The organism is Arthrobacter sp. SAFR-044 (assembly GCF_059414985.1).
The window spans coordinates 53,648-73,245 of record NZ_JBPFDN010000011.1; the positions used below are offsets into that span (position 1 = coordinate 53,648).

Annotated in this window: 19 protein-coding genes; 2 read left to right on the plus strand and 17 right to left on the minus strand. The window is 66.2% G+C overall.

The genetic code is table 11. The features are described from left to right. Positions 1-70: 70 nt before the first annotated feature. The 7 genes from ACR65J_RS16530 to ACR65J_RS16560 form a co-directional block, all read right to left on the minus strand. Positions 71-1,084 (minus strand): Gfo/Idh/MocA family protein, encoded by a 1,014-nt coding sequence (locus ACR65J_RS16530; protein WP_440171108.1) that lies wholly within the window; start codon positions 1,082-1,084, stop codon positions 71-73. Between the two features lie 30 nt (positions 1,085-1,114). Beyond that, on the minus strand, positions 1,115-2,026 hold the full coding sequence (locus tag ACR65J_RS16535; RefSeq protein WP_440171110.1) for a sugar phosphate isomerase/epimerase family protein: 912 nt from the start codon (positions 2,024-2,026) through the stop codon (positions 1,115-1,117). A gap of 147 nt (positions 2,027-2,173) precedes the next feature. Next, complete coding sequence (locus ACR65J_RS16540; RefSeq protein ID WP_440171113.1) at positions 2,174-3,688, minus strand: CoA-acylating methylmalonate-semialdehyde dehydrogenase; 1,515 nt, start codon at positions 3,686-3,688, stop codon at positions 2,174-2,176. A 32-nt stretch (positions 3,689-3,720) separates the two neighbouring features. After that, positions 3,721-5,670, minus strand: a complete 1,950-nt coding sequence (iolD, locus tag ACR65J_RS16545) for a 3D-(3,5/4)-trihydroxycyclohexane-1,2-dione acylhydrolase (decyclizing) (RefSeq protein ID WP_440171115.1) — start codon at positions 5,668-5,670, stop codon at positions 3,721-3,723. A 29-nt stretch (positions 5,671-5,699) separates the two neighbouring features. Further along, positions 5,700-6,638: a Cgl0159 family (beta/alpha)8-fold protein gene (locus ACR65J_RS16550; protein ID WP_440171118.1), complete on the minus strand. Its 939-nt coding sequence runs from the start codon at positions 6,636-6,638 to the stop codon at positions 5,700-5,702. Next, positions 6,635-7,657 (minus strand): 5-dehydro-2-deoxygluconokinase, encoded by a 1,023-nt coding sequence (gene iolC, locus ACR65J_RS16555; protein ID WP_440171120.1) that lies wholly within the window; start codon positions 7,655-7,657, stop codon positions 6,635-6,637. The genes ACR65J_RS16550 and iolC overlap by 4 nt, the downstream gene beginning before the upstream one ends. A gap of 189 nt (positions 7,658-7,846) precedes the next feature. Beyond that, positions 7,847-8,251: a tautomerase family protein gene (locus tag ACR65J_RS16560; RefSeq protein WP_440171122.1), complete on the minus strand. Its 405-nt coding sequence runs from the start codon at positions 8,249-8,251 to the stop codon at positions 7,847-7,849. 151 nt (positions 8,252-8,402) lie between these two features. Between ACR65J_RS16560 and ACR65J_RS16565 the strand changes: the two genes are divergently transcribed. Both ACR65J_RS16565 and ACR65J_RS16570 read left to right on the plus strand, forming a co-directional pair. Next, positions 8,403-8,756, plus strand: a complete 354-nt coding sequence (locus tag ACR65J_RS16565) for an ArsR/SmtB family transcription factor (RefSeq protein WP_440171125.1) — start codon at positions 8,403-8,405, stop codon at positions 8,754-8,756. Positions 8,757-8,758: 2 nt separating this feature from the next. Further along, positions 8,759-9,241 (plus strand): SRPBCC family protein, encoded by a 483-nt coding sequence (locus tag ACR65J_RS16570; RefSeq protein WP_159632825.1) that lies wholly within the window; start codon positions 8,759-8,761, stop codon positions 9,239-9,241. Here the strand turns inward: ACR65J_RS16570 and ACR65J_RS16575 are convergent. From ACR65J_RS16575 to ACR65J_RS16620, 10 genes are all read right to left on the minus strand, one after another. Then, positions 9,199-10,014, minus strand: coding sequence for a triose-phosphate isomerase family protein (locus ACR65J_RS16575; RefSeq protein WP_440171128.1), 816 nt, complete (start codon positions 10,012-10,014; stop codon positions 9,199-9,201). The genes ACR65J_RS16570 and ACR65J_RS16575 overlap by 43 nt on opposite strands. A gap of 30 nt (positions 10,015-10,044) precedes the next feature. Next, positions 10,045-11,391, minus strand: a complete 1,347-nt coding sequence (locus ACR65J_RS16580; protein WP_440171131.1) for an MFS transporter — start codon at positions 11,389-11,391, stop codon at positions 10,045-10,047. An 83-nt stretch (positions 11,392-11,474) separates the two neighbouring features. After that, positions 11,475-12,242, minus strand: a complete 768-nt coding sequence (locus ACR65J_RS16585) for an SDR family NAD(P)-dependent oxidoreductase (RefSeq protein WP_440171134.1) — start codon at positions 12,240-12,242, stop codon at positions 11,475-11,477. A gap of 45 nt (positions 12,243-12,287) precedes the next feature. Beyond that, complete coding sequence (locus tag ACR65J_RS16590) at positions 12,288-13,241, minus strand: 3-hydroxyacyl-CoA dehydrogenase family protein (protein ID WP_440171136.1); 954 nt, start codon at positions 13,239-13,241, stop codon at positions 12,288-12,290. Continuing rightward, positions 13,238-13,732 carry a ribose-5-phosphate isomerase gene (locus ACR65J_RS16595; RefSeq protein WP_440171137.1) on the minus strand — a complete coding sequence of 165 codons (495 nt, stop codon included), beginning with the start codon at positions 13,730-13,732 and terminating at the stop codon, positions 13,238-13,240. The genes ACR65J_RS16590 and ACR65J_RS16595 overlap by 4 nt, the downstream gene beginning before the upstream one ends. 8 nt (positions 13,733-13,740) lie before the next feature. Then, positions 13,741-15,462: a dihydroxyacetone kinase family protein gene (locus ACR65J_RS16600; protein WP_440171140.1), complete on the minus strand. Its 1,722-nt coding sequence runs from the start codon at positions 15,460-15,462 to the stop codon at positions 13,741-13,743. Positions 15,463-15,506: 44 nt separating this feature from the next. After that, entirely contained in the window at positions 15,507-16,505 is a 999-nt protein-coding gene (locus ACR65J_RS16605; protein WP_440171142.1) for a sugar phosphate isomerase/epimerase family protein, read from the minus strand. A gap of 131 nt (positions 16,506-16,636) precedes the next feature. After that, positions 16,637-17,326, minus strand: a complete 690-nt coding sequence (locus tag ACR65J_RS16610) for a GntR family transcriptional regulator (RefSeq protein ID WP_440171145.1) — start codon at positions 17,324-17,326, stop codon at positions 16,637-16,639. 121 nt (positions 17,327-17,447) lie between these two features. Then, on the minus strand, positions 17,448-18,224 hold the full coding sequence (locus tag ACR65J_RS16615; RefSeq protein ID WP_440171148.1) for an SDR family NAD(P)-dependent oxidoreductase: 777 nt from the start codon (positions 18,222-18,224) through the stop codon (positions 17,448-17,450). A gap of 9 nt (positions 18,225-18,233) precedes the next feature. Then, positions 18,234-19,583, minus strand: coding sequence for an MFS transporter (locus ACR65J_RS16620; RefSeq protein WP_440171151.1), 1,350 nt, complete (start codon positions 19,581-19,583; stop codon positions 18,234-18,236). Positions 19,584-19,598: the final 15 nt, after the last annotated feature.

Consider the following 19,598-nt stretch of genomic DNA (forward strand, 5'->3'; position numbering starts at 1 on the left):
AACACTCCATTGTGGATCAGGAAGGGTGGAGACACGAAAGGGGGCGGATGGCTCCGCCCCCTTTCCGGTGCTACTTGTAGAGGTCGGGCTTGGGAGCCAGCTTCACGGCGACTTTTTCGCCGTTCTTCTGCGCTTCGACGCCTGCTTCGCAGCACGCGGCGGTGGCGTACCCGTCCCAGGCGGAGGGGCCACCGATTTCGCCCTTAAGTGCCGCGTCCACCCATGACTGGATTTCGACGTCGTACGCCGCGCCGAAGCGCTCCTCGAAACCGGGGGTGACGTTGCCGCCCCAGCGGCCCGAGCTCCGGGTATACGGGCCCTTGTCACCGCCAATGCTGACGATGCCGTCCTCGAAGGACGCCTGGGTGGCCACCTCATAGCCAAACTTGGCGTTGACGTAGATTTCGACGTCGGCCAGGACGCCGGATTCGGTCCCGAGCAGGACGTGCTGGGGATCGTGCTGGCCGGACGGCGCGTTCCTGGTGGCCTTGCCCAGGCGGACCTGGACGCTGGTGATTTCCTCACCGGTGAAGAACCGGATGGCGTCGAACTCGTGGACCACGGAGTCGTTGATGAGCATCTCGTTGGTGAAGCCCGCGGGGGTGCTCGGGTTGCGGTGCTGGTGGTGCAGCATCAGCAGTTCGCCCAGTTCGTGGTTGCGGATGATCGAGCCCAAGGTGGCATATTCGGCGTCGAAGCGGCGCATGAAGCCCACCTGGATCCGCTTGTGGCCCAGCGCCACCTCGGCCTCCACGATCTTCCAGGAGGATTCCGCGTCGGGGGTGAGGGGCTTTTCGCAGAGGATGGGGATGTCCTTGGCGAGGGCTTTGAGCAGGATGTCCTCGTGCAGGAATCCGGGGGTGGCGATCAGGACGGCGTTGACGTCACCGTTGTTGAGGGCCTCCTCGGCGTCGGCGAGGGCCACTGCTCCGGGAATGCCTTCGATGGCAGCCTGGGCGCGTGCCAGGTCCACGTCCACGACCGCGGCAACTTCGGCTCCGTGGATGCGCTTGCTGAGTCGCTGGATGTGGTCGGCGCCCATGCGGCCTGCGCCGACGACGGCAACGCGGAGGGTTTCAGTCATTGTTTTGTCCTTCTGGTGTCTGTGGCGGGATTAGCTGACGGCGGTGCGGGAGCCGCAGGACAGCAGGTAATTGCGGGTGCGCTTGGCGATCGGCATGGGAACGTCGAACGCCACGGGGTACATGTCCTGCTCCACGATGCCGAAGATGGGACGGTCCAGGGCTTCCACGGCTTCAATCACCGCGCGCAGGTCCGGCAGGCCGTTGGGCGGTTCGGTCATGACGCCGGCCAGGTTGGCAGCGGCCCACGTCATGTTCTCCTCGTTGACCTTCTTGAGGATGTCCGGGTTGATCTGCTTCAGGTGCAGGTAGCCGATGCGGTCCGGGTAGTTCTTGATCAGTTCCAGGCTGGAGGCGCCGCAGTACTCGGCGTGTCCGGTGTCCAGGCAGAGGTTCAGGTACTTCGGGTCGGTGGCCGCCAGCAGCGTCTCGATGTCCTCCTGGGCGCCAACGTGGGAATCGGCGTGGGAGTGGAACTGCTGCTTCAGGCCGAAATCTTCCAGGAGCGTCTTGCCCAGGCGGTTGTGTCCGGCGAACAGGTCACTCCAGGCCTTCTCGCTTAGCGTGCCGCTTTCCACGGCTTCGCCGGTGACGTCATCGCGCCACATCGCCGGGATGACCACGATGTGCTCACCGCCCATTGCTGCCGTCAGCTCGGCCACCTTGCGGGCCGGCTCCCAGGCGGTTTCCCACTGGTCCAGGCCCCGGTGGAAGGCCGTAAACACGGTGCCGGCAGTGACCTGCAGGTCACGGGCCTTGAGTTCCTCCGCCAGCCGGGTGGGGTCCGTGGGCAGGTAGCCGTACGGGCCCAGTTCGATCCACTTGTAGCCGGACTCGGCCACCTCGTCGAGGAAGCGTTCCCACGGGGTCTGCTTGGGATCGTCCGCGAACCAGACGCCCCAGGAGTCGGGCGCCGTGCCGATGATCAGCTTGTTTTCAGTCATTTGTCTTTTCCTTTGCATCGATTGCTCCGCAGGTGTCGTTTTGGACGCTCAAAACGGCGTTTACGGAGCAATCGACGGTAAGTGGTGGGTGGGCCCCCGCCGCCAGGGTTCCCTGGCCGAGCTTGCGAGGCGAGGGTGGCGGTGGGGTCAGTTGGAGGGGAAGTTGTAGGAGGCGCCGGAGGCGTGGTGGGTTTCGGGCCAGCGGGAGGTGACTACCTTGCCGCGGGTGTAGAAGGATACGCCTTCGGGTCCGTAGATGTGCTTGTCGCCGAAGAGGGATGCTTTCCAGCCGCCGAAGGAGTGGTAGGCCACCGGGACGGGCAGGGGCACGTTGATACCGATCATGCCCACGGTGACGGAGCGCTGGAACTTGCGGGCGGCGGCGCCGGAGGAGGTGAAGATGGCGGTGCCGTTGCCGTAGGGGTTGGCGTTGATCAGCTTGATGCCCTCTTCGAGGGTGTCGACGCGGACCACCACGAGGACGGGTCCGAAGATTTCCTCGGTGTAGGCGGTCATTTCGGTTTTGACGTGGTCCAGGACGGTGGGGCCTACCCAGAAGCCGTCTTCGTGGCCGGGGACGACGAGGTCGCGGCCGTCCACGACCATGGCTGCGCCGGCAGCTTCGGCTTCGGTGACGATCCGTACGATGCGTTCCTTGGAGGCGGGGGTGATGACCGGGCCCATTTCGGCGTCGGGTTCGGTGCCGTTGTTGACCTTCACGGCCAGGGCGCGTTCTTCGACCTTCTTGACCAGCAGGTCCGCGGCGTCGCCGACGGCCACGGCAACGGAGATGGCCATGCAGCGTTCACCGGCGGAGCCGAACGCGGCGGCGGCGAGGTGGTCGGCGGCGTTGTCCAGGTCGGCGTCGGGCAGGATGATGGCGTGGTTCTTTGCCCCGCCCAGGGCCTGGACGCGCTTGCCGTGCTTGGTGGCGGTCTCGTGGACGTACTGGGCGATCGGGGTGGAGCCGACGAAGGAGATGCCGTCCACGTCCGGGTGGGTCAGCAGCCCGTCGACGGTTTCCTTGTCGCCGTGCAGGACCTGGAAGACACCGTCGGGCAGGCCGGCTTCCTTCCAGAGCTTGGCCAGCAGCAGCGATGCTGAGGGGTCGCGCTCCGAGGGTTTGAGGATGAAGGCGTTGCCGGTGGCGATCGCCATCGGGGCCATCCACAGCGGCACCATGACGGGGAAGTTGAACGGCGTGATGCCGGCGACCACGCCGAGGGGTTCGCGGAAGTTGAACACGTCGATGCCGGTGGAGACCTGGTCGGAGTAGTCGCCCTTGAGCAGGGTGGGGATACCGCAGGCGTATTCGATGACTTCCAGGCCGCGGCCGATCTCGCCCTTGGCGTCGGAGAGGACCTTGCCGTGCTCGGCGGTGACGAGCTGCGCGAGTTCCTCGATGTGGGAAGCGACGAGTTCGCGGAACTTGAACAGCACGGCGGTGCGCTTGGCCAGGGAGATGTCGCCCCAGGTGTCGGCGGCCTTGCGGGCTGCGGCGACGGCGGTGTCCAGGTCGGCCCGGTTGGCCAGGCGCAGCGTGGCGGACACGGCACCGGTGGCCGGGTTGTACACGTTCGTGGTGCGGTCGCCCTGACCGGGGGTCTCGGCGCCGTCGATGAAGTGGTTGATAACCGTTGTTTCGGTGGTGGTGGCAGTCATGGGACTCTTCCTTGAGTAGTAAAAGAGAGGTTTTAGCCCAGCAGTTTGCGCTGGCGGTTCTTGTGGTCGGTGTAGGTCTGGAAGGCCTGTTTGGTGGAGTCCAGTTCGGAGACCTGGGAGACAGGGACGTCCCACCAGGACTCGGAGGACGGGGCGTCCAGGAGCGGGTCGGACTCGACGTGGATCAGGATCGGGCCGCTGTTTTCCGGGGCGGCCTTGGCGTCGCGGATGGCCTGTTCGAGTTCGGCGATGACCTTCTCGCCCGGTTCGATCCGGATGACCTTCACGCCCAGGGACTCGGCGTTCAGGGCCAGGTCCACGGGCAGGGTCTCGCCCTCGTCGAAGCTGTGCTGCCCCTCGTTCAGGGCCCGGTACTGGGTACCGAACCGCTGCGAACCCAGGGATTCGGACAGGGAGCCGATGGAGGCGTAGCCGTGGTTCTGGATCAGGACCACGATCAGCTTGATGCGTTCGGCGACGGCGGTGACCAGTTCGGTGTGCATCATCAGGTAGGAGCCGTCCCCCACCATCACGACGACGTCCCGCACCGGGTCACCCGACCCGCCTGCCGCCGTCGTACTGGCTGCTTCGGCGATCGCGGCGCGCTTGACGCCGAGCCCGCCGGGGATTTCATAGCCCATGCAGGAGTAGGCGTACTCGACGTGGTAGCCGAACGGGTCCCGGACCCGCCACATCTTGTGCAGGTCACCCGGCAGGGACCCGGCCGCGCAGATGACCACGTCGCGGGCGTCCATGGCCCGGTTGGTGGCACCGATGATCTCGTTCTGCGCCGGCAGCGGGGTGTAGCGGGTGTCGAAGGCCTCCTCCACGGTGGCGTTCCAGCGCTTCTTCTCCGCCGCGATCTTCTGCTCCAGGTCGGCGCCGACCCGGTAGCCGCCCAGGGCTGCGTTGAGCTTGACCAGGGCCTTGCGGGCGTCGGCGACGATCGGCAGGGTGGTGCCGTGCTTGTAGGCGTCGATCGGGGCGACGTTGATGTTCACGAAGCGCACGTCGGGGTTCTGGAATGCGGTCCGGGACGCGGTGGTGAAGTCCTCGTAGCGGGTGCCGATGCCGATGATCAGGTCCGCTTCGGCTGCGATGGCGTTCGCCGCCGTCGTGCCCGTGGAGCCAATGGCGCCGAGGGAGAACTGGTGGTCCCAGGGCAGGACGCCGACGCCGGCCTGGGTGTTGCCCACCGGGATCCCGGTCAACTCGGCCAGTTTGGCGAGTTCGTCGTTGGCGTAGGCGTAGAGGACGCCGCCGCCGGCGATGATCAGCGGACGCTTCGCCGCCTTGATGGCTGCGGCGGCGCGGGCGATGTCCTCGTCGTCGGCGTCGGGGCGGCGGATGCGCCATTCCCGCTCGGCGAGGAACTCGGCCGGGACGTCGAAGGCCTCGGCCTGGACGTCCTGCGGCAGCGAAATCGTGACCGCGCCGGTCTCGGCCGGGTCGGTCAGGACGCGCAGGCCGTGGTGGAACGCGGAGAACAGCTGCTCCGGCCGGTTCACCCGGTCGAAGAACTTCGACAGCGGCCGGAACGCGTCGTTGACCGTCAGGTCGTAGGCGTAGGGCTGCTCGAGCTGCTGCAGGACAGGGTCGGCGGCGCGGGTGGCGAACGTGTCCGAGGGCAGCAACAGCACCGGCAACCGGTTGGTGGTCGCCAGCGCGGCACCGGTCAGCAGGTTGGACGAACCGGGGCCGATCGAGGTGCTGATCGCGAACGTCTGGCGGCGGCGGGTGTGCCGGGCGTAGCCGACGGCCTGGTGGACCTGGGCCTGCTCGTTCCGGCCCTGGTAGTACGGCATGAGGGTGGGGTCCTGCTGCTGGTACTGCTTCAGCGCCTGGCCCACGCCGGCCACGTTGCCGTGCCCGAAGATCCCGAAGGTGCCCGGAATGAGCCGCTCACGGTACTCAACACCGCCCACCGTATCCACGGTGTACTGCTGGGAAAGGTATTCGACGACGGCCTGCGCCACCGTCATTCTGCGCGTTCCTGTTGTTGTGCCCATAGCTAGTTCTCCGGGAGTTCTGTGCTGTAGTGCAGGAGCGAGGCGGCAGCTGCGACGGCGCCGGCGACGTCCCCGTCCGCGGGGTAGAGCAGCGTCCGGCCAACGGTCAGGCCCTGGACACCGGGCAGTGCCAGCGCGGCACCCCAGGAAGCGAAGACCTCGTCCTGGGACCCGTCCGGGTCCCCGCCCAGCAGCACGGTGGGCATGGTGGTCGCGGCCATGACGCGTTCCATTTCCGCCACCACGGGAACCTTCATCCACGTGTACGCGCTGGTGGAACCCAGTCCCTCGGCGATCGCGATGGACTTGATCACCGCGTTGGGAGACAGGTCATTGCGGACCCGGCCGTTCTCCCGGACCGACAGGAACGGCTCCACCATGGCGATCAGCTTCCGCTCGGCCAGGGAGTCGATGGCCTTGGCAGTTGCCTCCAGGGTCGCCACCGTGTCCGGGTCGCCCAGGCAGATGCGGGTCAGCATCTTCCCGCCATCGGCGCCGAGTGCTTCCAGGGCGGCGGCGGTGTGGCCGGTGAACCGGTCATCGAACTCGTTCACCAGGCCGGAGAGGCCGCCGCGGTTCATGGAACCAAAAACGAGCTTGCCGTCCAGGGCGCCCAACAGGAGCAGGTCGTCCATGATGTCCGGGGAAGCCAGGACACCGTCGACGGCGGGGTTGGCCAGCGCGATCTGCAAACGGTCCAGCAGCTGCCGGCGGTCCGCCATGGCCACCGGGTCATCGCCCACGGCCAGGGCGCCCCGGGCCGGGTGGTCGGCGGCGACAATGAAGTTCTGCCGGCCGGCCTTCACGCCGGGGTGGCGGCGCCGGGCCTTCGCGGCGCGGGCCACGGCGTCCGGGTCTTCGAGGCGGATGGTGCTCAGGTGCTCGTAACGGCGCGGATCATCATCCACCACGTGGTTTGAGGCAATCGGGGTGAGGGTCACAGTGCTGCTCCTTCGGTGGCAAGCTGCGAAACGCCGGGCACTGCGCCTGGCACAATACGGCCGCGTTCGGCCAGCAGGGAGGTGACCTCGTCCGGCGTCGGCATCGCATCCGCGCAGGACAAGCGGGAGGCGACGATGGCGCCGGCGGCGTTGGCGTAGTCCAGGACCTGGGCCAGCGGCCAGCCGGCAAGAAGCCCGTGGCAGAAGGCGCCACCGAACGAATCGCCCGCACCCAATCCGTTCAGGGTCTCGACGGGGACCGGGGCGGAGACCACGCGCTCGGTGCGGGTCTTGGCCATCACGCCTTCGGCGCCGAGTTTGACGACGGCGATTTCCACGCCGGCAGCGAGCAAACGGTCCGCCTGTTCGTCGGGGGTGCCTTCACCTACGGCGACGGCGCATTCCTTGTCATTGCCGATCGCGACCGTGACGTGCGGCAGGATCTTGGCCACCTCTGCGCGGGCCTCGTCCTCGGACGCCCAGAACATGGGCCGGTAATCCAGGTCCAGGATGGTGAACTGTCCCTCGGCCAGGTCGGTACGGGGACGGGCTTCATGGGCGGCGAGGTGCGCGGAACGGGAAGGTTCCTGGCACAGGCCGGTCACGGTAGACCAGAAGATGCCGGCCTCGCGGATGGCGTCCAGGTCCAGCTCTTCAGCCTTGATCTGCAGGTCCGGCGCCGTGGGGAACCGGCCGTAGAAATACAGCGGGAACTCGTCCGTGGCCGGCTTGATCGCGCAGAAGGTCACCGCCGTGGGCCAGTCCTTCACCGGCGTGACGAACGTGTCGTCCACGTTGAACTTGCGCAGCTCGCGGTGCAGGTACTCCCCGAACGGGTCGTCCCCGGTCCGGGTGATGACACCCGTCCTGCGGCCATGGCGGGCAGCGGCAACAGCGACGTTCGACGGTGAACCGCCAAGGTATTTGCCGAAGGAATTAACGTCCTCCAGGCCAACCCCGATGTCGTTCGGGTAGATATCAACGCTGATGCGCCCGATCGTAAGAAGCTCGTGGGTCACGGGAATCGTGGACCTTTCTGGTGTGGAACTCGGATCCTTTGAAGAGCAGGAGTTCCGGGACTGGCAGGCCGTGGCGTGGGCCACATGCACTACTTTGCCCTAGATCCAATGTCCTGTCAAAGGTTTGTACTGACATGCTTACAACAGAAGTTGGAGGCACCCGTCCCCCATTCAACGGGTGCGTTTGCGCTACTTCTTCGGGACCGCCAACTCGCCTGTGACGTACTGCGCCCTGCCGAACCCGAAGGACCAGTCGCCGGCAGTGTTTTCGACATAGCCAATGAAGACGTCCTGGCCGGCAACCCCCACCGCGGCGAGCTTTTCGGCCACTGCGGCAAAGAGCCGTTGCTTGGCCTCCTGGGACCGACCGCCCTGGGTAAAGATCTGGATCATCACCACTCCCCCGGTGCGTTCAAAGCCCAGCCCGGCATCCTGGGCGAAGATCTGGCCCTGCGGGTGCTCGGTAAGGATGTGGAAGTAGTCCCGCTCCGGGATGCCGTACTCCGCGAGGATGGCGTCGTGGATGCCGCGGCTCAACTGCTGCAGATCCTCGGCGGTGCGTCCTTCATTGACGTCAACGCGAACAAGCGGCATGAATCTTCTCCCTCAGATAGTTTGTACTGACATACTAACAAACTGCATTTCAGGAATACAAGACCTCTTGCGCGGCGCGCAGCAGCAGGGCTACCATTAATCAACCACAAGGTTGATAAACGAAACAATTGATTACAAGAGGGGCGGAAGGGTGTCTGATGATGACGCGGCTTTGGACGTGGCTTTCCTGGCCCTGGCCGACCCCGTCCGTCGACGCATCATTGCCCGCTTAAGCCGCGGCCCGGCCACCGTCAACGACCTGGCCGAACCCTTCGAGATTTCCAAGCAGGCCGTCTCGAAGCACATCCAGGTGCTCGAGCAGGCGCAGCTGGTTACCCGCAGCAGGGACGCCCAGCGCCGGCCCGTCCATCTGAACCCCGCACGGCTGGAGGCGCTCACCGCCTGGATCGACCAGTACCGGCTGGTCCGCGAAGGGCAGTTCCGCAGCCTCGATGCGGTGCTTGAATCCAGCGCCGGGCAAGCGGCGCCAAAGGCAAAGGACTGAAAATGACCAACCAACTGAAGATCACCGCCCCCGAGGGACTCCCCTACATCGACTTCGAGCGGGAGTTCGATTTTCCGGTGGCGGACGTGTTCCGGGCGCATAAGGACCCCGAACTGGTGGCCCAATGGCTCGGCCCGCGGGGCATGAAGATGGAGATGGACCACTACGACTTCCGCACCGGAGGAAGCTACCGGTACATCCATACCGGCCCGGAGGGAGTGCCATACGAGTTCCGCGGCATCTTCCATACGGTGCGCGAGAACGAGTTCGCCCTGCAGACCTTCGAGTTCGGCGGCTATCCGGACTCGGTGAGCCTGGAGTCCATGACATTTGAGGAGCTCGACGGCGGCCGGTGCCGGCTGCGGGGCCACGCCATGTACCAGAGCATGGAGGCACGCGACGGCATGCTGCACTCCGGTATGGAGGGCGGCATGTCCGAAGGCTATGAGCGGCTGGACGAACTGTTGGCGGGCGCGTCGGTCTGACGCAGCAGAAGGGCTTCGTCCAGCACGCGGCCAAGGTTGGCGGCATCATGGGCGAAGCGGCCCAGGAAGAGTCCGCCGGCGGCGGGCAGCCGCGGAAGCAGGCCGGGCCCGGCGCTGCCGCCGTAGATCAGCGGGCAGGCCGAGCCAAGCTCCTCACGGATCCGCGCCAGGACGGCGTTGACGTGGTGCGGCGGGGCGGGCTCCTGCGCACCGATGGCCCAGACGGGCTCGTAGGCCAGGACCACACGGTTCAGCAGGGCCGGGTCGCCGTCCGTGGCGGCACGGACCTGCTCCACACAGAAGGCGGCGGCAGCTCCGGCGTCGAGCCTGTCCGGCTCGCCGATGCAGAGCAGCGGGGCCAGGGACTGGCCGACGGCGGCACGCACCTTGCGTGCCACCACGGCATCGTCCTCACCGAACAGCCGGCGGCGCTCGGCATGGCCGATCTCGACGAGTGAGACGCCGAGTTCGGCCAGCATGCCGGGGCTGACTTCCCCGGTCAGCGGCCCGTCGCCCCAGGCGCAGTTCTGCGCTCCAAGCAGCACGGGTGACCCGGCCAGGATCCGGCCGGCGGCCTCGAGGAGCGGGAAGGACGGGATGACGAAGACCCGGACCGGGGCGCCTTCGGCGGAATCCCCGAGTCCGGGCCTCTCGTCAACAATGGAACGCACCTCCGACAGCCACCGCAGGCTCGTTTGGTAACCCAGGTACATCTTGGTGCTGACACCGATGTAGAGGGGGCCTTTGCCTGTGCTGCTGCCGGAGGTGCTCATGGTATTCCTTGCGTGGATAGTGCGGCGTGCTCAGTCGAGCAGGTCGTCGGCCTTGTTCTTGAACCGCCTGGTGGCGAACATCATCGCTGCCGCCACGAACGGCAGGACACCCAGGGCATAGACGCCCATTGAGCCCGTTGGCGACTGCGTGGCCTCGTTGACCGCGGTCCGCAGGATGGGCGCCACGAAGCCACCCAGGTTGCCCAGGGAGTTGATCAGCCCGATGCCTGCCGCAGCGGCGGATCCGGCCAGGAACGCGGTGGGATAGGACCACACCACGGGACCGACGGCCAGGAAGCTGCAGACAGCCAGGGTAATGAAGATCATGCCCAGGACCGGCTGGTGGTTGGTTCCCGCCCAGGCCGAGCCGAAGATGCACAGGCCGGTGGAGATGAACAGGATGGTGCCGAACTTGCGGCGCTTGGCCACGGTGTCTGCGGCCTTGCCGATGAAGTAGCAGGAGAAGATGCCGAAGAACCACGGAACGGCGATCAACAGGCCCACCGCGAGTCCCACCTTCTGCCCGGTCAGGGATGACACCTGCTGCGGCAGGAAGAACGTCACACCGTAGACGGCAATCTGCAGGCAGAAGTAGATGACGGTGAAGTACCAGACGCGGCCGTTGCGCATGGCGGCGAGGATGCCGCGGGGGCCGGTCTCGTCCTTGATGGTGTCCTCCAGCGCCATGACCTCCTTCAGCGCGTACTTTTCCTCGCTGTTGAGGAACTTGGCCTTTTCCGGCCCGTTGATGAGGAAGAAGAAGGCCGCAATGCCTGCCAGGACGGCCAGGAGGCCTTCGACGAAGAACATGACCTGCCAGCCGCGCAGGCCGGGCACCTGGTCGCCAATGTTGATCAGCCAGCCGGACAGCGGGTTGCCAATCATCTGGGAGAACGGCTGCGCAAGGTAGAAAATGGCGAACATCTGGACACGCACCTTGTTGGGGAACCATTCGGCAAGGTACATGATGACGCCGGGGAACAGCCCGGCCTCGGTGACGCCGAGGAGGAAACGCAGGACCACGAACGAGGTCTCGCCCTGCACGAACGCGAAGCACGCCGAAACGATGCCCCAGGTGATGGCGATACGCGCCAGCCAGATCTTGGCGCCCACCTTCTTGAGCAGCAGGTTGCTGGGGATTTCGAAGATCGCGTAGCCAATGAAGAAGATGCCGGCGCCCAGGGCGAAAGCCGCGGCGGACACCCCCTTGTCCGCACCCAGTGCCGCCTCGGCGAAGCCCACGTTGGTGCGGTCAAGGAATGACACGACGTACAGGATGACCAGCATCGGCATGAGCCGGCGGGCCGCCTTGGAAATCGCGGACTTCAGGACCGGACGGGCCAGAAGTTCCTTGGATGTTGCGGTGGTTTCTGACACAACACTCTCCTTCGAGTGGTGACGTTGGTGTTTCCCCGCGGGCCGGCGGCCCGCGGGACTTATGGCATCCCGCGTGGGTGCCGTCAGTGCATGTACAGGCCGCCGTCGACGTTCAGCGTCTGGCCCGAGATGTAGCCGGCGTCCTCGCCGATGAGGAAGGAAATGGCCGCCGCGATGTCGCGGGTGGTGCCCACACGGTTCACCACCAGATCCTTCACGAGTTCATCCTTGCGTTCCTCGCTGAGGGTGCCGCCCATGATGTCGGTGTCGATCGGACCGGGTGAGATGGCGTTGACCGTGATGTCGTACTCGCCCAGTTCCCGGGCGGTGGCGCGGGTAAGGCCAATGACGCCGGCCTTCGCCACGGAGTACGGGGTCTTGCTGAAGGTTCCGCCACCGCGCTGCGCGGAGACCGAAGAGATGTTCACGATCCGGCCCAGCCGGTTTTTGGCCATTGATTCGGCCGCACGGCGGGTAGCGTAGTGGACGCCGTTCATGTTGATGTTCACCACGCGGTCCCACTCGGCGGCGTCGAGTTCCAGGTAGGGAACCGGGGAGCTGACGCCTGCGATGTTCGCCAGGGCCACCAGCTGGGGAAGCTCGGCCTCGATCTCGTCGATGGCGGCGCGGACCGAGGCTTCGTCGCCAATGTTGGCTCCGGCTCCGTGGGCCTTGACGCCGTGCTTTTCGGCCAGTTCCTTGGCCAGGTTCTTGCTGGCGGCGTCGTCAAGGTCGATCACGCCGATGTTCCAGCCGCGCTCGGCGAGGTAGTCCGCGGTGGCGCGGCCGATGCCGCGTTCGGAGACTGCGCCGGTGACGATCACCGTGCGGTCTGCGGGAAATGCTGTCATGAAGTGTTCCTTCTGATGGGGGCCGGCGGCCTGCAGTCCAAAAACTCAGGACAGCGGGGCCGGGCCCAGTTCCTCAACGAGCTTCTGCATGGCGACGTACGCCTTGTTCCGGTAGGCAACCAAGGCTGCCGTGCGGTCGGCGGGGACGTCGAGGAAACCCGAACCGGTCTTGGTGCCGAGCTGGCCGGCGTCGACCTTTTCCTGCAGGATCTTCGGGGTGGCGAACCGTTCGGGGAAGCCGGTCTGCAGCGACTTATAGCAGAAGGCGTAGACGTCCAGCCCTGCCATGTCCGCGATGGCGAAGGGACCGAAGAACGGGAGGCGGAAGCCGAAGGTGGTGCGCACCAGCGTGTCCACGTCCTCGGCAGTGGCGATGCCTTCCTCCACCACTTGTGCAGCCTCGTGGAAGAGCGCGTACTGGAGGCGGTTCAGCACGAACCCGGTGACGTCCTTGACGGTGGCGGTTTCCTTGCCGGTCTCCCCCACGATGGTGCGGGCGGCCTCCACGGTGGCCTCGGAGGTCCCCTCGTGCGGGATGACTTCCACGCCGGGGATGAAGGGCGCGGGGTTGGAGAAGTGGACGCCCAGGAAGCGCTCCGGGCTGTCCACCACCTCGGCCAGCTTGGCGATGGAGATGGTGGAGGTATTGGAGCCGATGATGGCGTCGGGACGGGCGGCGGCGCTGATCCGGCCGAGGGTAGCGTGCTTGATCTCGAGGACTTCCGGCACCGCCTCCTCGATGTACTCCGCGTCCGCCACCGCTTCTTCGATGTCCTTGGCGGCCCAGAGGTTCTCCTTGAGCAGGTCCGTGGCGTTGGCAGGGAAGAGGCCGGCTGCCACGAATTCGTCGGATTCCTTCAGCAGCCGTTCGTAGTTGCTTTGGGCTATTTCGGCCGAGACGTCGGCCAGGGCCACGCGGGCTCCGGCGAGTGCCAGGACCTGGGCGATGCCGCCGCCCATGTAGCCTGAACCGACGACGGCGATTTTACGGATGCTCATTTGGTTTCAAGTCCTTCCGACGCGCCCTCATAGGAGCAGATGGCGTCTACTTTGGCCGCGGATGCGGAGTTTTCATCGAAGCGGTAGTTGAGCCACTCGCCCACCAGCTTCTTGGCCAGTTCAAGGCCGATGACGCGCTGGCCCAGGGTCAGCACTTGGGCGTTGTTGGACAGCACGGAGCGTTCCACGGAGTAGCTGTCGTGGGCCGTGACCGCCCGGATTCCCGGTACCTTGTTGGCCGAAATGGCGACACCGAGGCCCGTCCCGCAGATCAGCAGGGCGCGGTCGGCTTCACCGGCGGCCACCTTGCGGGCCGCGGCGACGGCCAGGTGCGGGTAGGCAGTGGTGTCGTCGGCGCCGACTCCCACATCCTCCACGGAAGCGACCCGGGGGTCCGCCTCCAGCAATTCGCGCAGGGCGTTCTTGTATTCGACGCCGGCTTCGTCATTGCCGACGACGATGCGCCAGCCTGGCTGGGTGTTCTCAGTCATGGGTCTCCTTAGTTGCTTTCGATCGAGGCGGCGTACTCGGCCACCCGGCGGGCGATGAGGCCGAAGGACACTGCCCCGGGATCGGGGTGGCCCAGGCTCTTTTCCGCCAAAGGCCGGGCGCGGCCTTTCTTCGGGCTGAGCGCGGCAGTCGCGTCAGCGGCCTCTGCCGCCGCCTGCGCTGCCGCACGAAGGCTGCCGGCCAGGCTGCCGCCGTCGTCAATTGCCTTGGTGAAGGTGTCGGCGAAGGGAAGCAGCGCGTCCACCATGGTCTTGTCTCCGGCTTCGGCCTTGCCCAGGGTGACAATGGCGTCGCGGAGGGCGTTGACGGCTGCAGCTGCGTCTGCGGCAGTGTAGGAATCCTTGCTGCCCAGGGTCCTTCCGACAGCGGTGACGGCCGCGCCCCAGAGGGCACCGGAAGTGCCGCCGGCACGTTCGGCCCACTGCTCCCCCGCCGCCGCGAGGAGTTCCTCGAGGCCGGCGCCGGCAGCGTGGGATTTTTCAGCGGCGGCGACGGCGGCATCCACCCCGCGGCGCATGCCGATGCCGTGGTCCCCGTCCCCGGCAATGGCGTCAAGCTTCCCGAGTGCCTCTTCGTGTTCGACGACGACGGCCTGGGCCTCCTTCAGGGCGCCCACCGCGGTAGCCGCCAGGGCGGTGGAGGCTGCCGTGGCAACCAGCGCCGGAGTAGCTTCGGCGTCTTCCAGGGCCTCCAGCGAACGGGCCCGGCGGGGAGCCAGGTTGCCCTTCCGGAAGGCGGGGGTATCAGCCGGCGCGGCCCAGAATTTCTCCAGTTCCTCATCCAGCCAGAACAGCGTCAGGGACAGTCCGGACATGTCCAGGCTGGTCACCAGTTCGCCGCATTCGGGCTCCACGATCTCAAGTCCGGCTGCGGTCAGCAAGGCCTCGATTTTGCCGAACAGCAGGAAGAGTTCGTCGTACTTGACCGTGCCCAGGCCGTTGAGGATGGGCACCACCCTGGTGCCCGCGGCGTGGGGCCTGTCCTTCAGCAGCCCGTCCACCAGCAGCTTGGCAAGCTCGCTGGCGGTGGGCAGCGGCTGCTCCGAAATACCCGGCTCGCCGTGGATGCCAAGTCCGACGGACATCATGCCGTCGGGCACCGTAAACAGGGGCTCCCCTGCTCCGGGCAGGGTGCAGCCGGCGAAGGCCACGCCGAGCGAGCGGGTGTGGAGGTTGGCCTTGATGGCAAGGCGCTCCACCTCGTCCAGGTCCAGGCCGGCTTCCGCCGCCGCCCCGGCCACCTTGAAGACCGTGAGGTCGCCGGCGATGCCGCGGCGCTTGCCGATCTCTGCGAGCGGGGCGCTGGCGATGTCATCGGTGACCAGGACGGTCCGGGTTTCGATGCCCTCGGCGTTCAGCTTGTCCTGCGCCTGGCCGAAGTGGAGGACGTCACCTGCGTAGTTGCCGTAGCTGAGCAGGACGCCGCCGCCGGCCTGGGAGGCCTTGGCCACGCGGTACACCTGCCCCGCCGAGGGGGAAGCGAACATGTTTCCACAGGCACTTCCGGCCGCGAGTCCGGCACCCACCAAGCCGGCAAAGGCCGGGTAGTGCCCGGATCCGCCACCGATGACCAGCGCCACCTGGCCCTGCGGAGACTCGGTGGAGCGGACCACGCCGCCATCAACGCGGGCCACGTACTGGCGGTTGGCGGCGACGAAGCCGTCGAGGGCGTCGTCTGCAAACTGCGCTGGATCGTCAAATATCTTTGTCATGATTCCTCGTTGAACCGGTTGGGTCGGCTGGGATGCCTGGCGGCTTAGCGTGCTGGAACCGCTGCGGGTGCCTGCCGGCCCTGGGCCACGAGGCTGGTGCCCACGGCGTAGCCGTCGCGCTTGGGCAGGACCTGGCGGCGCAGGTAGTCCTGGTTGGCGGCGGTGACGCTCAGGCCGTCGCCACCGTAGTGCTCGGTGCAGATGACGCCCTGGAAGCCGACGGAGATGGCGAACTGGAAAGCCTCGCGGTAGCTGATGAGGCCGGATTCCATGGGGGCCGGCATGGCCACGTACTGGTTCCGGGCCTGGTCCTCATCGCGGATGTAATTCTTGACGTGCCAGTAGTTGGAATACGGCAGGGTCTTGTGTACCAGTTCGCGCCAGTCCTCGATGGGACGGTGCAGGCGGATCAGGTTGCCCAGGTCCGGGTTCAGTCCAACGTTGGCAAGGCCGATGTCCTGGACGAGCTGCACGGAGGAGTCCCCTGTTCCCAGGTACGTGTCCTCGTACATCTCCAGGGACACCAGGAGGCCGAGTTCGGCGGCGTGCTTGCCCACCTCGCGGATGCGGGTGACGGCGTTGTTCCACGCTTCTTTGTCCCCCACGGGGTCCTTGTGGCCTTCGACGGTCCAGAACCACAGCTGCTTTTTCTGCTCCGGGGTAATGGCTTGGTGCAGCCCGATGGAGACAACCTCACAGCCAAGCTGTGCGGCGGCCTCGATGGTGCGGTGGGTGTAGGCCAGGTTGTCCTCCCAGTTGCCCTCTTCGATCACGCTGCGGCGGATGGCAGAGATGGAGGGCAATCCAAGGCCTGCGGCGGTGGCTGCGGACTTCAGCTCATCGAGGCGTGCGCTGGAGAGGTCACCGGGGCGGACCCAGCTGTCGGTGAGGTCCGCGTTGGTGAAGCCGGCGTCGGCCACTTCCTCGAAGACCTGCTGCCAGTCACTGGCAGGGGCGTCCTGGACGGCGGTTCCATCGGGTTTGGTTCCGGGGAACTGCAGCAGGGCTGCGGCGATGGGCCAGTTTTCGGCTGTGTACGGCATTGTCACTCCAGATCTAGAATCGCATTTCCTATAGGATCTACGCTGCTTGGGGATCCTGTCAAGGGTTGGTTTGTGGACTCCAGCTGTGGAGTCCAGGAAGGAAGGGGCCGGTCCGGCCCCTGGGCGTCCTGCTAGCTGCGGACTTCGCTGTCGTGCTGCGAGCGCTGCTTAACGCCCTCGATATGGTCGATCATTTTTTGGCGGGCGAGCTCGGCGTCGCCTGCTTCAATGGCTTTGAGGATCTCAGCGTGTTCGGCGATGGCGTAGTCGGCGTCGGTCACGCCCAGGCCGCCGAAGAAGCGGAAACGCTGCACCTGGCCGCCCAGCGCGTTGTAGGCGGACAGCAGGAACTGGTTATCCGCGGATTCGGCGATCAGACGGTGGAAACGTTCGTCGGCCTCCCAGTAGGCACGGAACTCGGCAAACGACGGGCCTCGCGGCGCGGCTTTCAAGTCCTCGATGGCCTGCTGGAGCTGCCCTGTCAGCTCCTGGTCTGCGTGCTTGCAGGCCATGAAGGCGTTGGCGGGTTCGATCACCAGCCGGGCGTCCATCAGGTCTGCCAGCTCTTCCGGGGAGAACAGCGGGGCCACGCGGTAGCCACGCAGGGCCATCCGCCGGACCATGCCGGTGGCCTCCAGCCGGGCAAGCGCCTCCCGTACGGGCGTCGGTGAGACGTCCAGTTCCCTGGCCATCCCGTCGATACTGACCGGCGTGCCTGCTTCCAGGCGGCCGTCCATCAGGGCAACCAAGAGCGCCTCGTAGACGTGGTCGGCGAGGACCTGCCTGCTCACCCCGCCGGTGGCTTGGTTCTTGGTTGCCATGTAGAAATCCTATAGCCGCTGAAGGGGCGGGACGTTGCGGAGGACGGCGCTCCGGAAATGGTGCCGTGCGGGGGTAATCCGCACGGCACCATTGCGCAGTGGGTCAGGAACGCAAGGAGCGTCAGGAGACCTGCAGGCCGCCGTTGATGTCATAGGTGGCGGCAGTGATATAGCCCGCATCCTCGCCCAGGAGGAATGCAATCAGGGCAGCCACTTCCTCGCGGGTTCCTACGCGGCCCATCATGATCCCCTCGGACATCTGGGCTTTGCGCTCATCGCTCAGCGTTCCGCCCATGATGTCCGTGTCGATCGGGCCCGGCGCGATGGCGTTCACGGTGATGTTGTGCTCGCCCACTTCACGCGCCAGCGCACGGGTAAACCCGAGGATGCCGGCTTTGGAGGCACTGTAGGCAACCTTGGAGTAGGTTCCTCCGCCGCGCTGGGCGGAGATGGAGGAGATGCTGACAATCCGCCCCAGTTCCCGCTCGATCATGCCCTTAAGGACGCGCTGGGATACCACGAAGGTGCCGCGCATGTTGATGGCGAAGACCTTGTCCCATTCCGCCACGGTGGTTTCCATGAAGGGAGTGGGGGAACTGATTCCGGCCAGGTTGACCAGTCCCACGATGGGCGGAAGGGACTGCTCGATCTCCGTGATGGCCCGGTCCACCGACGCCTCGTCCGAGACGTCGGCGCCCACTCCGATGGCCTTGACGGCACGGCTGGAGCCAATTTCCGCCGCTGCCGCCTGGGCGTCTTCGGCGTTGATGTCCAGGATGGCGATGGACCAGCCCTCGCTGGCCAGGCGGTCGGCGGTTGCGCGGCCGATGCCGCGGGCCGATGCCGCCCCGGTCAGGACCGCGGTACGTTCTGCGGGGAAAGTGTTCTGAGTTGTCATTGCTGTTTCCTAGTGGGTTTCGGCGGCAGGAACGGTGGCTCCGGGCGCGGAGACACCTTCGGGCCGCTTGCGTGCGTAAAGGTAGGTGGCGACGGCGGTCACGGCGAGGCAGGCGGCCAGGAAGACCAGGCCGGTCTGGCTGTTTCCGGTGGCGTCCTTGAGGATGCCCACGATGTAGGGGGCCACGAAGCCGCCCAGGTTGCCGAGCGAGTTGACCATTGCCAGGCCAGCGGCTGCCGCGGCACCGGTGAGGGCTGCGGAAGGCATGGCCAGGAAGGGCGCAATCGCGGAGTAGATGCCCATGGCCGCGAGGGTCAGGAAGACCATGGCGAGCACGGCGTTGACGGGGAGCAGGAACCCTGCGCCCAGGAGGCCGATGGCGGCGAGCACCATGCTGACGGACGCATGCCAGACGCGGTTGCCGGTGCGGTCAGAGCGCTTGCTCCAGAAGTAAACGAACACCGCGGCGATGGCGTACGGGATGAAGACAATGAATCCCACCTGCGTTGAGTCGAACTTCCCCAGTGCCTTGACGATGGTGGGCAGCCAGAGCCCCAGGCCGTAGATGCCGCAGACCAGGCCGAAGTACAGCGCGGAGTAGGCGATGGTGCGGGGGTCCTTCAGGCCGGCAAGGAAGTTGTGGTTGCCGGCCTTTTGCTTGTTGGCCAGTTCCGCGGCCATGGTGGTGGAGAGCCATTCGCGCTCTTCCGGCTTGAGCCACTTGGCGTGTTCCGGGCGGTCCGTCATGACGAACGGCGTGATGATGCCCAGGATGATTGCGGGGATGCCTTCGAGGATGTAGAGCCACTGCCAGCCGTGCAGGCCGGCCAAACCTTCCAGGTTCAGGAGCATGCCGGACACCGGTGCACCGAGGGCGTTGGAGATGGGCTGGGCGAGGATGAAGATGCCAAGCACCGTCACCCGCTGGGCGGCCGGGAACCAGAGGGTCAGGTAGAAGAGGATCGCCGGGAAGAAGCCGGCTTCGGCCGCGCCAAGGAGGAAACGGATGACGTAGAAAGTGGCCTCGCCGTTCACCAGGAACATGGCGGTGGCGAAGATGCCCCAGCTGATCAGGATGCGGGCGATCCACTTGCGGGCGCCGAAGCGGTACATGCCGCCGTTGGAGGGGATCTCCAGCAGGGCGTATCCCAGGAAGAAGATGCCGGCGCCCAGGCCGTAGGCGGCCTCGGTCAGGCCGATGTCGCCCTGCATGCCGAGCTTGGCAAAGCCCACATTGTTCCGGTCCAGGTAGGCGACGAAGTAGAGAAGGACGATCAGGGGCATCAGCCGCCGGCGTACCTTGCGGAGGGTGGTCCTGCCGAGTTCGCTGAGTGCGGGGGCGGTAGCACGGGAGGTCATCGGGTGCCTCCCGTC

Coding starts and splice junctions, on each gene's coding strand:
- ACR65J_RS16530 (WP_440171108.1), bottom strand. CDS start 1,084: ATGACTGAAACCCTCCGCGTTGCCGTCGTCGGCGCAGGCCGCATGGGC.
- ACR65J_RS16535 (WP_440171110.1), bottom strand. CDS start 2,026: ATGACTGAAAACAAGCTGATCATCGGCACGGCGCCCGACTCCTGGGGC.
- ACR65J_RS16540 (WP_440171113.1), bottom strand. CDS start 3,688: ATGACTGCCACCACCACCGAAACAACGGTTATCAACCACTTCATCGAC.
- iolD (WP_440171115.1), bottom strand. CDS start 5,670: ATGACGGTGGCGCAGGCCGTCGTCGAATACCTTTCCCAGCAGTACACC.
- ACR65J_RS16560 (WP_440171122.1), bottom strand. CDS start 8,251: ATGCCGCTTGTTCGCGTTGACGTCAATGAAGGACGCACCGCCGAGGAT.
- ACR65J_RS16570 (WP_159632825.1), top strand. CDS start 8,759: ATGACCAACCAACTGAAGATCACCGCCCCCGAGGGACTCCCCTACATC.
- ACR65J_RS16575 (WP_440171128.1), bottom strand. CDS start 10,014: ATGAGCACCTCCGGCAGCAGCACAGGCAAAGGCCCCCTCTACATCGGT.
- ACR65J_RS16585 (WP_440171134.1), bottom strand. CDS start 12,242: ATGACAGCATTTCCCGCAGACCGCACGGTGATCGTCACCGGCGCAGTC.
- ACR65J_RS16590 (WP_440171136.1), bottom strand. CDS start 13,241: ATGAGCATCCGTAAAATCGCCGTCGTCGGTTCAGGCTACATGGGCGGC.
- ACR65J_RS16595 (WP_440171137.1), bottom strand. CDS start 13,732: ATGACTGAGAACACCCAGCCAGGCTGGCGCATCGTCGTCGGCAATGAC.
- ACR65J_RS16600 (WP_440171140.1), bottom strand. CDS start 15,462: ATGACAAAGATATTTGACGATCCAGCGCAGTTTGCAGACGACGCCCTC.
- ACR65J_RS16605 (WP_440171142.1), bottom strand. CDS start 16,505: ATGCCGTACACAGCCGAAAACTGGCCCATCGCCGCAGCCCTGCTGCAG.
- ACR65J_RS16610 (WP_440171145.1), bottom strand. CDS start 17,326: ATGGCAACCAAGAACCAAGCCACCGGCGGGGTGAGCAGGCAGGTCCTC.
- ACR65J_RS16615 (WP_440171148.1), bottom strand. CDS start 18,224: ATGACAACTCAGAACACTTTCCCCGCAGAACGTACCGCGGTCCTGACC.
- ACR65J_RS16620 (WP_440171151.1), bottom strand. CDS start 19,583: ATGACCTCCCGTGCTACCGCCCCCGCACTCAGCGAACTCGGCAGGACC.